Below are 15191 nucleotides of genomic sequence, written 5' to 3' on the forward strand. Positions count from 1 at the left end.
CAAATCATTTTTACATATAATGAAACCGGCACTGCGCGACGATGAGATAATCTCCGTCAATTTTATAAACCAGCCGATGCTCGTCGGTGATGCGCCTGGAAAAGTAACCGCTCAGATTGCCTTTTAGCATTAAAGGCTTGCCGAGGCCGTTCACGTCGTCGGGATTGCGGACGATATCTTTGATGAGTGTGTTGATCCGTTTGAGCACGCGTTTGTAGGTGCACTGCCAGTAGAGATAATCCTCCCATCCGATGGAGGAGAAGGCGACGATCATTCTTCTATCAGCTCTTTGGGGTCGAATCGTCCCGTTTCGATCTCTTCGATCCATTGAAGCAGTCTCTCCCGGTTGGCGGGTGTGGAAAGCAGATAGAGCGTCTCTTTCATCGATCGGTATTCGTCGACCGATATCAGCATCGCCTTGGCGTCGTTTTTGGTGACGATGAGATACTCTTCAAAGTTTTGGTGTTTTGGTCGACATCTTCGATCAGCGATTTGAGATGGTTTCTGGCGTGAGAGTAGTTGACGGCCTGCATCTCTCTCCTTTCTGACAAGATATTGTCAACTATATCGATAGAAAAGCGGCATCATCCTCTCCTTTTACTCCTGCCTCAAAAAATCGCCAGTGATATATGACATGTTCTGTCATTTTCGAGTGTTATCATGCGACCATTCCAATCCAAAGGACCCGCATGAGAGACTTCCTCTTTGATATCTCGACCTTCACCATCTCCTGCGAATATCGCCGTCAAAACGGCGAATCCGCCATATCGAAAGATTTCCACGAAAACGGAAAGTATCAATACACCGAAGGAGCAGAGCGTGTCGCCTGAAATCATCATCGCTGCGGCGCTGTTTTCGATCGTCGTCATGGGTGCGGCGCTATGGCTGAAAAAGAGCATCTCATCCGGTACCGACGCCTCTTTGATGGAGGAGCTCAGAGAGAAACGGGAGAAATCCGCGCAGGTGCCTCTGCTGCAGGAGAGCGTACGAAAACTCGATACCGAAAAAAATGCCCTCTTGGAAAAAATAGAGGAATTGAGCAATTCACTTGCCGCGCGGGATATCGTGATTGCCAGAAAATCGGAGGAGGAGAAGAACCGTATCGCCGAAATCGGGAAGAGTCGAGAAAAGATCGCGGTACTTCGTGAAAATGTCGAGACGCTGACGAAGCGGACGGAACGCCAAAAAGAGATGCTGGCCGAACTCGAAGGTGAGAACAAACAGTGCCGGGATTCCTTGGCCCATCTGGAAAAAGCCCATGCTGCGGAAAAGGGGCTGATCGAAGAACGTCTCGCCGAATTGCGGGAAAATCTCGAGGATGCGAGTCGGCAGATACACGCGTTGGAAGCCTCGAAAGAGGTGGTTCGACAGGAGAGTCAGGAAAAATCGGAAGAGATCGCCAGGTACGAAGCCGATCTTTCGGCGATGGAAAAGAATCTCGAAGAGCTGCGCGCTCAGGTGAAAAAGGCGGAAGAAAAGATCGGCACACTGAACGCGTCGCTCGACAATCTCATCGAAGAGAACACCCGCCTCAAAGAGGAGCGCTCCTCCATGGCGGCACAGCTCGCCGCTCAGCGTGAGAACAACGAAAAACTGCAAAAAGAGTTCCAAGCCCAGAGCGAACAGCTCGAACTCAAACTCGGCGAAATCATGCAAAAACATCTCGAAGCGAAGATGAAAAGATTCGACGAAGCTTCCTTGAAATCTATCGATAGCGTTCTCAAGCCTTTCAGGGAAAACCTCGAAACATTCAGAAAACGGGTGGAGGAGTCCCAGGAGGAGAGCACGAAAAAATTTGCCGCCCTGTCACACGAAATCGAGCGTCTGGCGCAGGCGGGCATGAACATCGGCAAGGAGGCCGAAAACCTCACCAACGCGCTGAAGGGCAAAAAGCAGACCCAAGGCAGCTGGGGTGAGATGATCTTGGAGAGCGTGCTCGAATACTCCGGTCTCGTGAAAGGGGAGCATTACGATACCCAGCACAGTTACCGCGACGACGAGGGGGAACTCAAAAGGCCCGATGTCATCGTCCGACTTCCGCAAAACAGGGCGATCGTCATCGATTCGAAAGTCTCCCTCAACGACTACGATCGCTATATTCGAGCGGAGACCGACGAAGAGCGAACCGTCGCCGCCAAAAACGTCGTCAGATCCTTTCGCGGCCACATCGACAATCTCGTCTCCAAGGACTACGCGCATTATTGCAGCGGGACGCTTCAGTACGTCTTCATGTTCATCCCCATCGAAGGGGCTTTCGCTCTGGCTGTGCGGGAAGATCCGAATCTGTATGAATATGCGCTCAAAAAGCACATCGTCATGGTCAACCCCTCCACGCTCATCGTCACGCTGCGCACGATCTATCTCTACTGGCAGAGCGAGCAGTCGAGCGGACTAGCGGCGAAGATGTTCGAGGAGGCGGGAAAACTCTACGACAAAATGGCGGGATTCGTCGATACCTTCAACCGCGTCGGAAAACAGATCGACAGCGCCGCCGCCTCATTCAACAAGGCGAAATCCCAGCTGACGGACGGAAGGGGCAACGTCCTGGGGCGCATCGAACACCTGAAGCGTCTCGGGGCCAAAACCACTAAAACGATCGCAGCGACGAAAACGGAGTTTCAGTCCTACAATCCCGACGAACCAGAGGTCGAAGTCGTCGAAAAGGAAGCCCTCTGCGCATCGGCGTCGAACATCGCGGAGTCGAAACGAAAATGACAGGATTCGACACCGCGATCTTCTACAATGAAACAAATCCTAAAACAGGAGGCTCCCATGGCACGGTTTCTCGTAGCATATGACATCAAAGACGATAAACGGCGTACCAGAACTGCGAAAGTGGTCTACGCCTACGCGATGGGAGGCCAGAAAAGCGCGCTAGAAACGGTACTCGAACCCCGTGAACTCTCCCAAATCCTCCGGGAGGTCCGTCGGGAAATCGACGCGGAAGAGGACCGCGTACACCTGATAAAGGTGATGCCCAAAGCCATTCTTTTCGGCCGTGCCAAACAACTCGATTTCGAGGAGGGGGTCATTGTCATATGAAAACCGTCATCGTCGACCGCCGGGAGGTGGCACTGGAGATCAGAAAGAGCGGTATCGTCGTCGACGGCCAACACATCCCGTTTCGGTTAGTCGATCTTTTGGTGCTCTGCGGCGATATATCCTTGAGCACGAAAACGCTGATCGCCCTTTCCAGGGAACGAATTCCTCTAATCGCCGTCTCGAAGAATAATCGGGACTTTTCTCTTACACTGCCGATGGAGGCGAAAAACTCGGAACTCAGGATGCGGCAGTACGACACCGCTTCGCGCCGGCGCATCGAGTATGCCAGGTACTACCTGGAGCGCAAAATAAAGACCCATGTCGAGCATCTGGCGAGCACCGGCACGGCACTCGATTTCGCGATATGGAAATCGAAAATAGACAATGCCGAGACCGTCCCGGAGCTGCTTGGGGTGGAGGGGAGCTTTTCCAGACTCTACTTCAATCACTTTTTCAAGCTTTTGCCTTCGCATCTGCATAAAGGCAAGCGTTCCAAGCGCCCTCCGCTCGATCCGGTCAACGCCATCCTCTCCTATCTCTACACCTTCGGCTACCACCTGATCGCCTCCCGGCTCGTCATGTACGGGTTCGACGCATCGATCGGGTATCTGCACGAATCGTTTCGATCCCATTTCGCATTGGCGTCGGATATGATGGAGTGTTTCAGGGCGGATACCAACAAAAAGACGGTCGAATTGTTCGATGACGGGCTTCTTACGGCGGACGACTTTAGTAAAAAAGGGGCCGTCTATTTGCGAAGCGAAAGCAGAAAACGCTTTTGGAAAGAGATCAAACCCTTCATCGACGAACTGACGCACGATGTCGATGACGAGATCGCGCTGTTGAGAATGGCCATATCGTGAAACGCACGCTTGTCGTCAAAGAGCCCAAAGCGAAACTGATCGTCAAGGAGTCGTCGATCGAGATTTTGACTTTCTACGAGCGCCAATATGTCGGTTTCGAACAGATCAGGGCCTTTTATCTGCACCAGGATATCGATGTGGGGATCAAGGATGTTTTGACTCTATCGAAGATGTTTCCTGTCTATTTCATCGACAAACGGGGCTATATCCTCGCAAAGATCTGTAGAAAACGATGAGCACCCATACCGCCGATTACGTCATCAGCTACGACATCTCCGACAGCAAGCGCCTCGGCAGGTTGGCAAGGCGTCTCGAAAAGCTCGCCATCCGCATCCAATACTCCGTTTTTTACGCCCCGTCAGTGACACAGGATGGACTTTTCGATATAATGGAAACCATAAACGACATCATCGAACCCGAAGAGGACGACGTGAGAATCTACACGGTCGTCGATGTGGGAAAGACGCTCGGCCAGGCGATAAAACTGGACGAAGCGACGCTTTTGACATGAAAGTTTCGTTTAAGGTGATGTCCGACCGAATTTTGGGGGTTTTGAAGGTGTGTAAAGCCCGTTTTGGAACGTCAAAGAATGAATTAAGTTCACGACATTTTCGCAAAAGCCCTGAAATACGATATTTCACAACCCGATGTTGCTATTACGATCAGACCCGATTTGAAGGGGATTGAAACTTCAAGCGGTATGTTGTTGCGCCCTGTTTAATTACGATCAGACCCGATTTGAAGGGGATTGAAACAATTACTGGTTTATCATGATGGTAAACCGTGTAAGATTACGATCAGACCCGATTTGAAGGGGATTGAAACGTAATATGGAGCTTCTCGCCTTTGGCGGGCTCTACAATTACGATCAGACCCGATTTGAAGGGGATTGAAACTTAGTACAAGATTTCTATTATCGTCTCTCCAAATAGATTACGATCAGACCCGATTTGAAGGGGATTGAAACGTTACCTTTTTCCCCGAAGGTGTAATAACAACTTCTAATTACGATCAGACCCGATTTGAAGGGGATTGAAACAAAGCCCAAAGACCCTATAGGAGAGCGATAGGATTACGATCAGACCCGATTTGAAGGGGATTGAAACCGACATCAGCAGTTTTCTCGACAGCCCCAAGAGATTACGATCAGACCCGATTTGAAGGGGATTGAAACTTAGTTTCATACGCCCTAACAGCTCGATACGATTACGATCAGACCCGATTTGAAGGGGATTGAAACGTTGATAATCGTACGGCAGCGTGACAGATGAACCGTATTACGATCAGACCCGATTTGAAGGGGATTGAAACCTACAACGTGGAGTTGGTTTCTATGTCGGTCAAGTATTACGATCAGACCCGATTTGAAGGGGATTGAAACTTATATTACCATTATCATCAGCCCACAAATCCCATTACGATCAGACCCGATTTGAAGGGGATTGAAACAAATTACATCCAACTTTTTTTCGCCATATGAATGATTACGATCAGACCCGATTTGAAGGGGATTGAAACTCCTTAGAATGGTATATCATCATCGAAGTCACTTATTACGATCAGACCCGATTTGAAGGGGATTGAAACACACATACAAAATTCTTTCTTATTGATTTGAAATTACGATCAGACCCGATTTGAAGGGGATTGAAACAGGAAACGGGGTATGACTTTTCGGTAGAAATAGGATTACGATCAGACCCGATTTGAAGGGGATTGAAACCCATGTAATCGCTTCCATGTTCAAAATGATATTACGATCAGACCCGATTTGAAGGGGATTGAAACGTTATAACTACGATTATGAAGTCAATCATTTTTATTACGATCAGACCCGATTTGAAGGGGATTGAAACTTATTTCTATAAGCTTCTTTGAATCGGTTGAATTACGATCAGACCCGATTTGAAGGGGATTGAAACTGAGAGTCCACCAATGCTATGGTTCGTTTATAGATTACGATCAGACCCGATTTGAAGGGGATTGAAACTTACAACGATATTATTCGTCTCTTCATGGTAGTATATTACGATCAGACCCGATTTGAAGGGGATTGAAACTTCTTTTCAGCTATGTTTTTTATCTCATATGCTTTATTACGATCAGACCCGATTTGAAGGGGATTGAAACTGCGTGTGACGTGCGGTTGTGTTAGCTGTAACTTCCATTACGATCAGACCCGATTTGAAGGGGATTGAAACGCTCGTACCTCTGTCTTTTTCATTGTGCTTCCCTATTACGATCAGACCCGATTTGAAGGGGATTGAAACGGTATATCCGCTTCGGTCTATCATACTCACTTAAATTACGATCAGACCCGATTTGAAGGGGATTGAAACTTTCATCTGAGCCCCTTGAAGTGAAATGTGAATTACGATCAGACCCGATTTGAAGGGGATTGAAACAAATTACCCGCTACCATAGCAAGGTTATTGATTACGATCAGACCCGATTTGAAGGGGATTGAAACTTACGTATTACGTTACGGCATTTACGTTGAGATTTAAATTACGATCAGACCCGATTTGAAGGGGATTGAAACCCGATAGTTATTTCGGCTATAACTACGATTATGAATTACGATCAGACCCGATTTGAAGGGGATTGAAACATAGTTAAAGCCTGAATGTATTACGTAGGAAGAGAATTACGATCAGACCCGATTTGAAGGGGATTGAAACCGATAGACTGAAGCTTGTTAAGTACATCAAGGGCATTACGATCAGACCCGATTTGAAGGGGATTGAAACGAATACATTCTTCCTCGTTTATCGAATTTCCAGACAAAGATTACGATCAGACCCGATTTGAAGGGGATTGAAACGGTTCTTCATACCCCTGTGGCATGAGATTGTCAATTACGATCAGACCCGATTTGAAGGGGATTGAAACCCCGTTGAATTTATGATTACGTATCACGTTACGATTACGATCAGACCCGATTTGAAGGGGATTGAAACCGACATACGTTCGATATCGTCACGCTCCTCATACATTACGATCAGACCCGATTTGAAGGGGATTGAAACTTTCATCTGAATCCCTTTGAAGTGAAATGTGATTGTTATTACGATCAGACCCGATTTGAAGGGGATTGAAACCTTTAGGGCTTGTACGCGTAATTAGAACCTCGAATTACGATCAGACCCGATTTGAAGGGGATTGGTAAAGATGTGGCAAGAGAAATCCGGGCGTCTCCGATGTTCGCTTCGCTCACATATCCGGATCGCCGTGCGGAGCTACGAAAGCCGAGCAGTTGGCTTTCGCTTCACGCTACTCTTCGAAAATCCCGAGCCCAGACTTCCTGCCACATTGATGCCGGATGTGAATGGTTCGATGATAGGAAAGCCGACTGGACGTGCCGATGAAATGCTGCAGAGAATCAAATCGCAGAAAAACACACAGATCGTGACGAATCAATAGAGAAAACCGAAAAGCCAAAGAGGCAGCCGGTTGCCGAAACCGATCTCGATGTCGTCGGATACAACATAACTCTTTTCGATGCCTTTGATCTGATCGAACCCTTTGTTTTTCCCGCCTATTTCGAAAGTGTATCGCTCATCCACGACAAAATCCCCCCGATCGGCATAGTCGATTCGATGCCTTTTGTAGAGCATGCTGATGAAAAAGGTCTCTTTGAGGGTACCGATACTGCTTTCCAGGCACAACGCGCCAAAGAGGTTGGTGTTGTTGAGATAGAGTTTGTCGGGCTTTCTCAGGTTTTTGAACCGTTTCGCGATCGAAGTGATGTGATGGAGCAGTTCGGCCCGGCTCAGGTAGTCGATATATTTATAGAGGGTCGGTTTTGTGATTCCGACGCTTTTTGCAAGCTTCTCGATCGATATCTCCAGCGGTTCGGCGCTGCAGATGACAAGCAGCAGTTTTTTCAGCGATGCGATTTTCGCGGCGTCTATGGTCGTGACGTTGACCAGGTCGGTATAGAGGATCGTATCGATATTTTCACTCAGTCGATCGAGATACTTTTTCTCGTCTTCGAAATAGTAGGGGTAGACGCCGACGGTGAGAAATTTCCTGAAATACTTCAAGACTTTTCTCTGTTCAAGCCGATCGATAATTCGATGAGCGACATTCTGATGATTTGACAAAATCTCTTCGATGCCATAGCTATCCAAGCGCACACCAAGTTCGAGCTCCAGAAACTCCCTCAAAGAGAGAATCGGAAGATGGTACATCGAATATCGCCGGCTGAAATCGGCGTTGGTGATCTCCACAGCACTGCTGCCGCTGAAGTAGAGTTTGATATCCAGAAAATCGTAGATCAGTTTGATCTGGGTCTGGAAATCTTTGATTTTATGAATTTCGTCAATAACGATCGCTTTGCCACCATACTTGGCGAACGCCTCCACGAAATCGAAAAGCGGTATTTCGTAAAACATAGGGTGGTCGCAGGTGATGTAGAGTTTTTCGTCCTCTTCATACTCCAGCATCCGCAACACCTGGAGCAAAAGTGTGGTCTTGCCCACCCCGCGGCTGCCGTAGAGTCCCGTGATTTTCGCCTTCGACGTGGCAATGTCGTCGTAGAGGAATCTTTTGTATTCAGGAAGATCCTGGCTGAGTTTGAGGCGATAGAGTCCGATCGCGGTTTTTAGAGCATTTTCCATTTTACTGCTTTTTGATAATTTAGTTAATTTCATTTTACTATAATTCAATAAAAGATGTCTTAAATCCCTCTATGCCGCATGGTTGGCCAGCATGTTCGAAAAAGCTCTTCACACGCTGCGCACTTTTCAATACATGGGGGCCCCAAAATCTCATTCTCTGAACAATGGGAAAAGGGTACGTCAATTCGTCTCACAATTTGACATGAATTGACCCCAGTACCCTTTACAATGTGATCATCTTTCCCGAAAGGAGCCCACATGTCCACACGATACGACCAGAGCCTCGACGACTTCGTCCTCTCGCAGGAGGAGCTTTTCGAGAACCCCGATCCTAGGCTGCCCGTAGCGCTGGTGCTGGATGTAAGCGGGTCGATGATGGGCGCGCCGATCGCCGAGCTGCAAAAAGGGGTGGAGACTTTCTTCGAAGCGATACTCTGCGACGAGGTGGCACGGAGCAGTGCCGAAATCGCCATTGTCACATTCGGAGGCACGGTTTCCGCACCGCTCGATTTCCGCTCGATCGAGAACCAGAAGATTCCCCTTCTCAAGGCGGGCGGCATGACGCCGATGGGCCAGGCGGTCGAGACGGCACTCGATCTGCTGGAGGCGCGCAAAGAGGAGTACCGTAACGCCGGGGTGGACTACTACCAGCCATGGATGGTGCTGATGACCGATGGTGTGCCGACCGACGACATATCCGGTGCCGAAAACCGTATAGTCGAACTGGTCGAAGGGCGGCATCTGACGGTTTTTCCCATCGCAATCGGCGATGCCGATACGGAAGAGCTGTCGAGACTGGGAGGCGGGCGCAGGCCACTGCGGCTGCAGGGGCTGAAGTTCGGCGAGTTTTTCGCATGGTTGAGCCGATCGGTGGCGAAAGTGTCGCAGTCCATTCCGGGCGAGCGCGTGCAGCTTCCCGAAGGGCTGGAGACATGGGCGCAACTGTGACTATGATCTTGATCGAGAGGAGGCGGGGCGGTCCGTATATGCAATGCCCGCTTTCTCGAGAGACGCTCCGATACGAAAACGACTGCATTCACGGGATTCGCCGAACCGAAGATTCGCGGAGTTGAGCCATGAACACCGACAGACCGGGCTGGGCCGAAGAGATTTTAAGAAAAATCGAATCCATTGAACGGCGGATGGAAGAGCGAAAGTGTTCACCATGGGATTTTTACGACTTCATCAACGCATTTCGAAAAAAGATGTATCCCGATCCCGACAACGATCGCTATCCGGAAATCATCGTCAAAAAGCGGCGTATCGGCGTGACTTTTCAGGGCTTGCTCTACAACAAGGAGACGAGCGACATTTTAAGCAGAGCGGACGCTTTCGAGACTTACAAAGAGCTTTACAGACGCTTCAAAAAGTACGAAGCGATGCGAAAACCTTCTCGCGAAAAACCGGACGCCTCTCCCCGAAACGAGTAAATACGCCCCTCACGCAAGACGCTTCAGCCCTTCTTCCAAATCTTTTTTCAGGGCCTCGCGCAGACTTTCAGGTTCACGTATCGTCAGATCGGGCATCCACCGTTTGACGAAAGGGAGTATCTCCATCGGCTGGGTGTACTCGAGGGTGAACTCCACGCTCCCGTCGGGAAGCTTTCCGACGAACCTCTGCGTCGGAAAGAAAGGTTTCATCCCCTCGTCGAAATAGAAGGCGACCCTGGGCGACGCGACGATCACGGCCCGCTCGAACGGACCGAAAAGCGTCATGGGATTTTGGACTTTCTTGAAAAAGTCCTCGTACTTTTCCAATACCTGCCGACGGTATCCGACCTTTTTTTTGTTCGCATATTGTATGTCCTCGATGAAAGCCAGGCGCAGAAAACGGAACGACCCGTCGTTCATTTCGCAGGCAAGGTACCAGTTGTCGCTCATGTGGAAGAGCTTGAGGCACTTGATATCTTCGAGTGTTTCGGAACGGCCGCCCTTTTTGTAGACGACGGTTCGATACTCCCGGTTTTTCACCGCATTTTTGAGCCTGGAAAAGATATCTTTCAGGTGCACGTCGTCCAGATTCTCGAAAGGGGAGCCGACGAAACGGAACACCCTTTCCTGGTCTTTGAGAATCGACTCCATGTGCCGTCTGCTCTCTTTGGCGTACCCTTTGAGCAGGGATGGGTCGTTTTCGTGCACCAGCTGCAAAAGCCAGGAAAGATCGTCGGAGGATTCGATGAAGAAACGGAAGATTTCGGAAACATCTCTCTCCCTGTCGGCGACGCGATAGACGGTAACCCGGCGTCCGCCACGGTCGACTTTTTTCTTTTCGGTCACGACGATATGGGAATATTTGGGATATATCTCTTCCTCCAAATAGCGCCGGAGCGTTCTCTCGTCCACTCCCAGCTCTTCCTGAATTCTGACGTTTTGCGGATAAAGCTCTTCTCCCCGTGCCAGTTTGTCCATCAAAGCATAGAGATTTTCGACCTTTTTTTGGACGGCGTTGCTCTTTCCCACGATCTGCTCCTTTTTATTCGATGGTTTCGTACACTCTGAAGCGAACATGTTCGAAAACGCGCGTCGTCGTGACGCGGTCGCCCTCGACCTTTTCGATCGCGCGCCTTTTCGTCGTCGCGTAGACGGGAACGAGCCCCCGGGAAGAGGCCCATCGCGCCATCGCGCAGGTGGCACCGAAGTCGCCCTGAACGAACAGAATGTCGCCGGGCATCCCCTCTTCAAGGATACGGGTGCGCAAAGGCATGAGAAGATTTCGTATCGATTCCGTTTCCGGCGGGATCCGCGACCATGTCTCGTCGACGATATTTACGAATCGCGTTACGCCCCATCGCTTTCTGGCTTCGGTCTTCTGTATTTCCGTAATCGGGTGGGAAATGAGGATGAACATGGTTCTTGTCGAGTTGTCGTCATTCAGCTGTTTCATGGCACAATAGTATAGTACAACTTTGACAAATCCTGACAAAAAGGCTTCAACAATGACTATCGTGACGTTTTTGGGAATGATCGGGGTCAAACAAAACGGGGAAGGGGAGATGGCCATACCGGAAACGTTCAAGGCGGCTTCCTACCGCTTTTCACCGGCATTGACCCATGCGCTTGGTGCATCCGGGGAGCCGATGTCGTATGCCAATATGCTACCTCTTTTGTTGGAGCGTTTCCCCAAGGCGCGGGTGATCGCAGTGGGGACCGAAACTTCCCATGCCGCGCAGGCGCATCTTTTGGTGAAAAAATATCCGCATCTGGCCGAGAGGCGCTACGACAAAGTGGTACTCGAAGACGCTCACGACTATCATGCCATTTTCAGAAAAATGGGAGATGTGTTGGAGGAGGACGAAGCGCTCGTCGTCGACATAAGCCACAGTTTTCGCCATCTTCCCTCATTGATGATGGTCGACATGGTCATCGAAAATGTGAAAAACCCCGGACGCATCCGTCACATTCTCTTCGCCAAGGAGCTCGAACCAGGCAAACGTTACGTCATCGTCGACTTACGCGAATACCTGACGCTGGCCAATGTCTCCTACGCCTTGGCGAGTTTCACGAAAAACTATACGGTCGCCATCTCCGTGCGGACGGTCGAAGAGGTGTATCAGGCGCTTCTGAACGAACTCTCCGTTTTTAGCGAGCATATGCTTGCCAACTCGTTCGAAGCCCTTTTGCGTGACGGTGAAAAATATTCGGTAACTCGTAGAATACTCGAAACACTCGAACTCGTAAAGCGGCACGAACGGACCAAGGACCTGATCCACCCGCTCGTACCCTATCTCGAGAAAATTTCGGCACACATGAAGGAGATCCTCTCCCATGCCAGCGACCCCGCCGACGAGAGATTGTATTTTTTCGCCAATCTGATGTTCGACAAAGGCTACCTGCTTAACGCCCTGACGCTGCTCGACGAGGCGGCTGCCGCCTACTGTGTCGAAGGATTTCGAAAAAAACCCGCCGTAAAAGAGAGTCTCGAAACCTTCGAGCGGGCCATAGAAAACAGAGACAACGAAAAGATCTACAACCGCTATGAGCTGACCAGCATGGCCAAGAACATCGTCAAGCTGGGGAGAAATTTCAAAAAGTACTACAATGGAAAACTCGCATCCGACGCGAAGATTGCCGAAACTTTCATCGATCGTGCACGATCGTATGTCAACGAACACTATTGGCGCATGAAATCCCTCAGAGATTTCCTCTACGACTGCGACACGACCCGCAACAACCTCGCCCACGCCAACAGCGACAAACGCCTGGACGAAGTGAAAAAGGATATTCGAGATCTCCTCACCCGTTATGAAAAGGTGTGCCAGGTCGAAGATCCGCTGGGGCGATATTCGACCTGATCCATTTTGGAGATGGGGATATTTTCAAACCCCAAACCTTTCCCCTCAACTCTCACAATGCGGCAACAACGAGCGTATCGGTGTCGAAACACCCGGTAAGCCACCAAAAACCCATTCCTGATTGACATGTTTTGACATTATCATGATTTAAACTTGCACCATCTCAACCAAAGGAGCGATGGTGCGAAGAACAACCAACAGAAGCATGATGCATGCGGGCCGTATTTCGCCGTGCAAACCTTCCGACTTGCTCCGTCGCTACGACATCGACCGCCTCTACCATTTTACGCATGTCGGCAACCTCCCTTCCATTCTACGGTCCGGAGGCCTGCTTTCGCATGCGAAACTCGAAAACCGATCGGTCGATGTACGATACGCGTCGGACACCCTTTCGCGCAATCTGGACAGGGCAAAAAACCTGGACGATTACGTGAGGCTCAGTTTCGTCACGAACCTGCCCATGTATTGGAAATCGGTCTATCGGCACGGAGAGGGGACTTTCGTTTGGCTCGAAATCGATGCGAACGTCATCGACCGGCCGCAAACACTCGTTTCTACCCTCAACGCCACGGACAATTTTGCGCTGATCGGCGAAGCGTGCGATATCGTTTCCAAGATTCCCTTGGGGCTGCTGGCCAAAGACATAGGGCTGGCCGATCTGAACGACCATCAAAAAAGGGTCGTTCAGGCGGAAGTGCTCGTCAAAGAGTTCGTACCATTGGAGATGATCATGAATTTCGATGCCGTTACAGGAGGAAAATGATGGCCAGACGCCCCCTATTTATCGCGACGAAAGATCCCGACATGCCGGTGAAAGTCGTGGATGTCGAGTTTGAATGGTTCGCTGGGATGAACGTGAAGCGAAAGCGCCTCTGTATCGCATCGCTTCACGAGGCAGCGGCGCAGCTGTACGGAGTTCCGAACGGGCGGATTCTGGAGATTTCCAGCAAATCGGAAAATCATCTGGGCGCGGCGATGAGCGCTTTCAACCTCTCCGTCGATGCCGGAAACGGCGCAAGCGTCAGCGTGGAGTCGATTTTTCAGGGCAGTAAAGTTTTCGAACGCGGCGGTCCCTATACCGAGATATACGGCATGAGCGCCAGGCAGGCGAAAAAATATGAAAAGCTCTACGACTCCGGAAACCTTCTATATTTTCTTCGAAAAGGAGAACGGTGGGATCTCGAGCCCAGAACAGCCTTTTACGACTGGGTCTATCTGAACGCCCTGGTACGAAATCCAAAGCTCGCCGAGGCAGTAATGGCGTACGAAGCGTTCACCGATATCGAATTCAACCCGAAAAAATCGATCAACTGCCAGGCCGCATCTGCGGCGCTGTTCGTTTCACTTGTGAGTCTCGGGGTGATCGTAGAGGCGCTGTCGGGAAAGGAATCCTTTCTCGAAATGACGAGGGGGCACGCTCCGAGAGAGAAGGGGCGGTTGCTTTGATGCTTGTGTCGAGGGACACATCCTTTTGTCACAGTGACAGGCGAACGGAACGAAAATGACACGAACTGACCGTTAAATCCTCTACAATGAAAGAAATCCAACCGCAAGGAGCCGCCATGAGCAAGCGCCGCGACCAGAATACCTCCGAGCGCATAATCGCAAAAAAATGCGAGGATACGGGCGAGGCCGCAACCATGATCAGTGCCGCCAGAGTGCGGGGACGGAGCCATACGAAATGCGACGACCGATTTTTCTGGCGCAGATCCGGAGGATGGCATGTCGTCGCGTTGGCCGATGGCGCAGGTTCGTGCATGCTCTCTTCAGAGGGTGCGAAAATCGTCACCGAAAAGGCGTGCCGTATCCTTCCTTCGATGCTGGGAAATCCCGGAAATCTTGACGGTTTACAGGTTTCGCAAAGTCTGTCGGCCCTACCTGTGAGATTGCGTCTTGCCGTGGCGATGCGCTATCTGCCAGCCCTTGATATCGTCGATATAGGCGATTTCGCTTCGACGCTGTTGGTGTGTGCCCATCATGTCGCTTCCGGGTATTGGGTGATCGCGCATATCGGCGACGGCGTGATCGCCGCGACCGACGGGACGGGAAAGGTGCGAACGCTGACACATCCGGACAATGGGGAGTTCGCCAACACTACCCGCTTCTATACCGACGCCGATGCGCACAGTACCATGCGTGTCCTCGTGAAAAAAGATATCCACGGTGTGATATTAATGAGCGATGGGGTATCCCATTCGCTCTATCGCAAAAGCGACGGTGCGGTCTCTTCTTCGGTCGCCGGTTTTTTCGCATGCCAAAGGATATTTGGCGAAAAGGCGTGTTCGACGGTGTTGCGCCGCAGTATCGAGCGGGCGATCGCCATGAAGAGCGACGACGACTGCTCGATCGTGATTTTCCAACGAAAGGATTGAC

The 15191-nt window shown here is 50.3% G+C and carries 19 protein-coding genes and 1 CRISPR repeat array; of the genes, 13 read left to right on the plus strand and 6 right to left on the minus strand.

Annotated elements, in window-relative coordinates; genetic code table 11:
* Positions 1 to 10: 10 nt before the first annotated feature.
* The 3 genes from QUD54_RS01390 to QUD54_RS01400 are packed head-to-tail and all read right to left on the minus strand — an operon-like array spanning position 11 to position 533.
* Positions 11 to 274, minus strand: a complete 264-nt coding sequence (locus QUD54_RS01390; RefSeq protein WP_286337175.1) for a Txe/YoeB family addiction module toxin — start codon at positions 272 to 274, stop codon at positions 11 to 13.
* Positions 271 to 414, minus strand: a complete 144-nt coding sequence (locus QUD54_RS01395) for a type II toxin-antitoxin system Phd/YefM family antitoxin (protein WP_286337176.1) — start codon at positions 412 to 414, stop codon at positions 271 to 273. Before QUD54_RS01395 ends, QUD54_RS01390 begins: the two co-directional genes overlap by 4 nt.
* The gene (locus QUD54_RS01400) at positions 408 to 533 is read right to left on the minus strand and encodes a hypothetical protein (RefSeq protein WP_286337177.1); all 126 of its coding nucleotides are present in this window, start codon (positions 531 to 533) and stop codon (positions 408 to 410) included. The genes QUD54_RS01395 and QUD54_RS01400 overlap by 7 nt, the downstream gene beginning before the upstream one ends.
* Positions 534 to 689: 156 nt before the next feature.
* Between QUD54_RS01400 and QUD54_RS01405 the strand changes: the two genes are divergently transcribed.
* The 7 genes from QUD54_RS01405 to QUD54_RS01435 all read left to right on the plus strand — a co-directional run bounded on the left by QUD54_RS01405 (position 690) and on the right by QUD54_RS01435 (position 7328).
* On the plus strand, positions 690 to 830 hold the full coding sequence (locus QUD54_RS01405; protein ID WP_286337178.1) for a hypothetical protein: 141 nt from the start codon (positions 690 to 692) through the stop codon (positions 828 to 830).
* Positions 820 to 2715, plus strand: a complete 1896-nt coding sequence (rmuC, locus tag QUD54_RS01410; protein WP_286337179.1) for a DNA recombination protein RmuC — start codon at positions 820 to 822, stop codon at positions 2713 to 2715. The genes QUD54_RS01405 and rmuC overlap by 11 nt, the downstream gene beginning before the upstream one ends.
* A 57-nt stretch (positions 2716 to 2772) precedes the next feature.
* On the plus strand, positions 2773 to 3042 hold the full coding sequence (cas2, locus tag QUD54_RS01415; protein ID WP_286337180.1) for a CRISPR-associated endonuclease Cas2: 270 nt from the start codon (positions 2773 to 2775) through the stop codon (positions 3040 to 3042).
* Positions 3039 to 3905, plus strand: coding sequence for a CRISPR-associated endonuclease Cas1 (gene cas1, locus QUD54_RS01420; protein WP_286337181.1), 867 nt, complete (start codon positions 3039 to 3041; stop codon positions 3903 to 3905). The genes cas2 (QUD54_RS01415) and cas1 overlap by 4 nt, the downstream gene beginning before the upstream one ends.
* A complete protein-coding gene (locus tag QUD54_RS01425) occupies positions 3902 to 4141 on the plus strand; it encodes a hypothetical protein (RefSeq protein ID WP_286337182.1) in 240 nt (79 codons plus the stop codon). Before cas1 ends, QUD54_RS01425 begins: the two co-directional genes overlap by 4 nt.
* On the plus strand, positions 4138 to 4416 hold the full coding sequence (gene cas2, locus QUD54_RS01430; protein ID WP_286337183.1) for a CRISPR-associated endonuclease Cas2: 279 nt from the start codon (positions 4138 to 4140) through the stop codon (positions 4414 to 4416). The genes QUD54_RS01425 and cas2 (QUD54_RS01430) overlap by 4 nt, the downstream gene beginning before the upstream one ends.
* Before the next feature lie 144 nt (positions 4417 to 4560).
* A CRISPR array of direct repeats spans positions 4561 to 7074; the repeat unit is 35 nt; unit sequence ATTACGATCAGACCCGATTTGAAGGGGATTGAAAC.
* Between the two features lie 2 nt (positions 7075 to 7076).
* Positions 7077 to 7328: a hypothetical protein gene (locus QUD54_RS01435; protein ID WP_286337184.1), complete on the plus strand. Its 252-nt coding sequence runs from the start codon at positions 7077 to 7079 to the stop codon at positions 7326 to 7328.
* Here QUD54_RS01435 and QUD54_RS01440 read toward each other — a convergent pair.
* Entirely contained in the window at positions 7322 to 8527 is a 1206-nt protein-coding gene (locus QUD54_RS01440) for an ATP-binding protein (RefSeq protein WP_286337185.1), read from the minus strand. The genes QUD54_RS01435 and QUD54_RS01440 overlap by 7 nt on opposite strands.
* Positions 8528 to 8785: 258 nt before the next feature.
* Between QUD54_RS01440 and QUD54_RS01445 the strand changes: the two genes are divergently transcribed.
* Entirely contained in the window at positions 8786 to 9475 is a 690-nt protein-coding gene (locus tag QUD54_RS01445) for a vWA domain-containing protein (RefSeq protein ID WP_286337186.1), read from the plus strand.
* A 128-nt stretch (positions 9476 to 9603) separates the two neighbouring features.
* Positions 9604 to 9957: a hypothetical protein gene (locus QUD54_RS01450; protein WP_286337187.1), complete on the plus strand. Its 354-nt coding sequence runs from the start codon at positions 9604 to 9606 to the stop codon at positions 9955 to 9957.
* 9 nt (positions 9958 to 9966) lie between these two features.
* On the opposite strand, the gene QUD54_RS01455 is transcribed toward QUD54_RS01450, so the two are convergent.
* Together QUD54_RS01455 and csx20 are read right to left on the minus strand one after the other, a co-directional pair.
* The gene (locus tag QUD54_RS01455) at positions 9967 to 10986 is read right to left on the minus strand and encodes a helix-turn-helix transcriptional regulator (RefSeq protein WP_286337188.1); all 1020 of its coding nucleotides are present in this window, start codon (positions 10984 to 10986) and stop codon (positions 9967 to 9969) included.
* A 13-nt stretch (positions 10987 to 10999) separates the two neighbouring features.
* Complete coding sequence (gene csx20, locus QUD54_RS01460) at positions 11000 to 11410, minus strand: CRISPR-associated protein Csx20 (protein ID WP_286337189.1); 411 nt, start codon at positions 11408 to 11410, stop codon at positions 11000 to 11002.
* 52 nt (positions 11411 to 11462) lie between these two features.
* Between csx20 and QUD54_RS01465 the strand changes: the two genes are divergently transcribed.
* From QUD54_RS01465 to QUD54_RS01480, 4 genes are all read left to right on the plus strand, one after another.
* Entirely contained in the window at positions 11463 to 12818 is a 1356-nt protein-coding gene (locus QUD54_RS01465) for a TM1812 family CRISPR-associated protein (protein WP_286337190.1), read from the plus strand.
* Between the two features lie 178 nt (positions 12819 to 12996).
* Entirely contained in the window at positions 12997 to 13581 is a 585-nt protein-coding gene (locus tag QUD54_RS01470) for a DarT ssDNA thymidine ADP-ribosyltransferase family protein (RefSeq protein ID WP_286337191.1), read from the plus strand.
* Positions 13578 to 14264, plus strand: coding sequence for a DarT1-associated NADAR antitoxin family protein (locus QUD54_RS01475; RefSeq protein WP_286337192.1), 687 nt, complete (start codon positions 13578 to 13580; stop codon positions 14262 to 14264). The genes QUD54_RS01470 and QUD54_RS01475 overlap by 4 nt, the downstream gene beginning before the upstream one ends.
* Positions 14265 to 14380: 116 nt before the next feature.
* Positions 14381 to 15190 (plus strand): PP2C family serine/threonine-protein phosphatase, encoded by an 810-nt coding sequence (locus tag QUD54_RS01480; protein WP_286337193.1) that lies wholly within the window; start codon positions 14381 to 14383, stop codon positions 15188 to 15190.
* Position 15191 lies beyond the last annotated feature (1 nt).

It is taken from the genome of Hydrogenimonas cancrithermarum (assembly GCF_030296055.1).
GTDB lineage: Bacteria > Campylobacterota > Campylobacteria > Campylobacterales > Hydrogenimonadaceae > Hydrogenimonas > Hydrogenimonas cancrithermarum.

Excerpts from the sequence above, each read along its gene's own strand:
- QUD54_RS01475 (WP_286337192.1), top strand. The coding sequence starts at position 13,578 with ATGATGGCCAGACGCCCCCTATTTATCGCGACGAAAGATCCCGACATG.
- QUD54_RS01440 (WP_286337185.1), bottom strand. The coding sequence starts at position 8,527 with ATGGAAAATGCTCTAAAAACCGCGATCGGACTCTATCGCCTCAAACTC.
- cas1 (WP_286337181.1), top strand. The coding sequence starts at position 3,039 with ATGAAAACCGTCATCGTCGACCGCCGGGAGGTGGCACTGGAGATCAGA.
- QUD54_RS01465 (WP_286337190.1), top strand. The coding sequence starts at position 11,463 with ATGACTATCGTGACGTTTTTGGGAATGATCGGGGTCAAACAAAACGGG.
- QUD54_RS01390 (WP_286337175.1), bottom strand. The coding sequence starts at position 274 with ATGATCGTCGCCTTCTCCTCCATCGGATGGGAGGATTATCTCTACTGG.
- QUD54_RS01445 (WP_286337186.1), top strand. The coding sequence starts at position 8,786 with ATGTCCACACGATACGACCAGAGCCTCGACGACTTCGTCCTCTCGCAG.
- QUD54_RS01435 (WP_286337184.1), top strand. The coding sequence starts at position 7,077 with ATGTGGCAAGAGAAATCCGGGCGTCTCCGATGTTCGCTTCGCTCACAT.
- QUD54_RS01395 (WP_286337176.1), bottom strand. The coding sequence starts at position 414 with ATGCTGATATCGGTCGACGAATACCGATCGATGAAAGAGACGCTCTAT.
- QUD54_RS01480 (WP_286337193.1), top strand. The coding sequence starts at position 14,381 with ATGAGCAAGCGCCGCGACCAGAATACCTCCGAGCGCATAATCGCAAAA.
- QUD54_RS01405 (WP_286337178.1), top strand. The coding sequence starts at position 690 with ATGAGAGACTTCCTCTTTGATATCTCGACCTTCACCATCTCCTGCGAA.
- QUD54_RS01470 (WP_286337191.1), top strand. The coding sequence starts at position 12,997 with ATGGTGCGAAGAACAACCAACAGAAGCATGATGCATGCGGGCCGTATT.
- QUD54_RS01400 (WP_286337177.1), bottom strand. The coding sequence starts at position 533 with ATGCAGGCCGTCAACTACTCTCACGCCAGAAACCATCTCAAATCGCTG.
- QUD54_RS01450 (WP_286337187.1), top strand. The coding sequence starts at position 9,604 with ATGAACACCGACAGACCGGGCTGGGCCGAAGAGATTTTAAGAAAAATC.
- csx20 (WP_286337189.1), bottom strand. The coding sequence starts at position 11,410 with ATGAAACAGCTGAATGACGACAACTCGACAAGAACCATGTTCATCCTC.
- cas2 (WP_286337180.1), top strand. The coding sequence starts at position 2,773 with ATGGCACGGTTTCTCGTAGCATATGACATCAAAGACGATAAACGGCGT.
- cas2 (WP_286337183.1), top strand. The coding sequence starts at position 4,138 with ATGAGCACCCATACCGCCGATTACGTCATCAGCTACGACATCTCCGAC.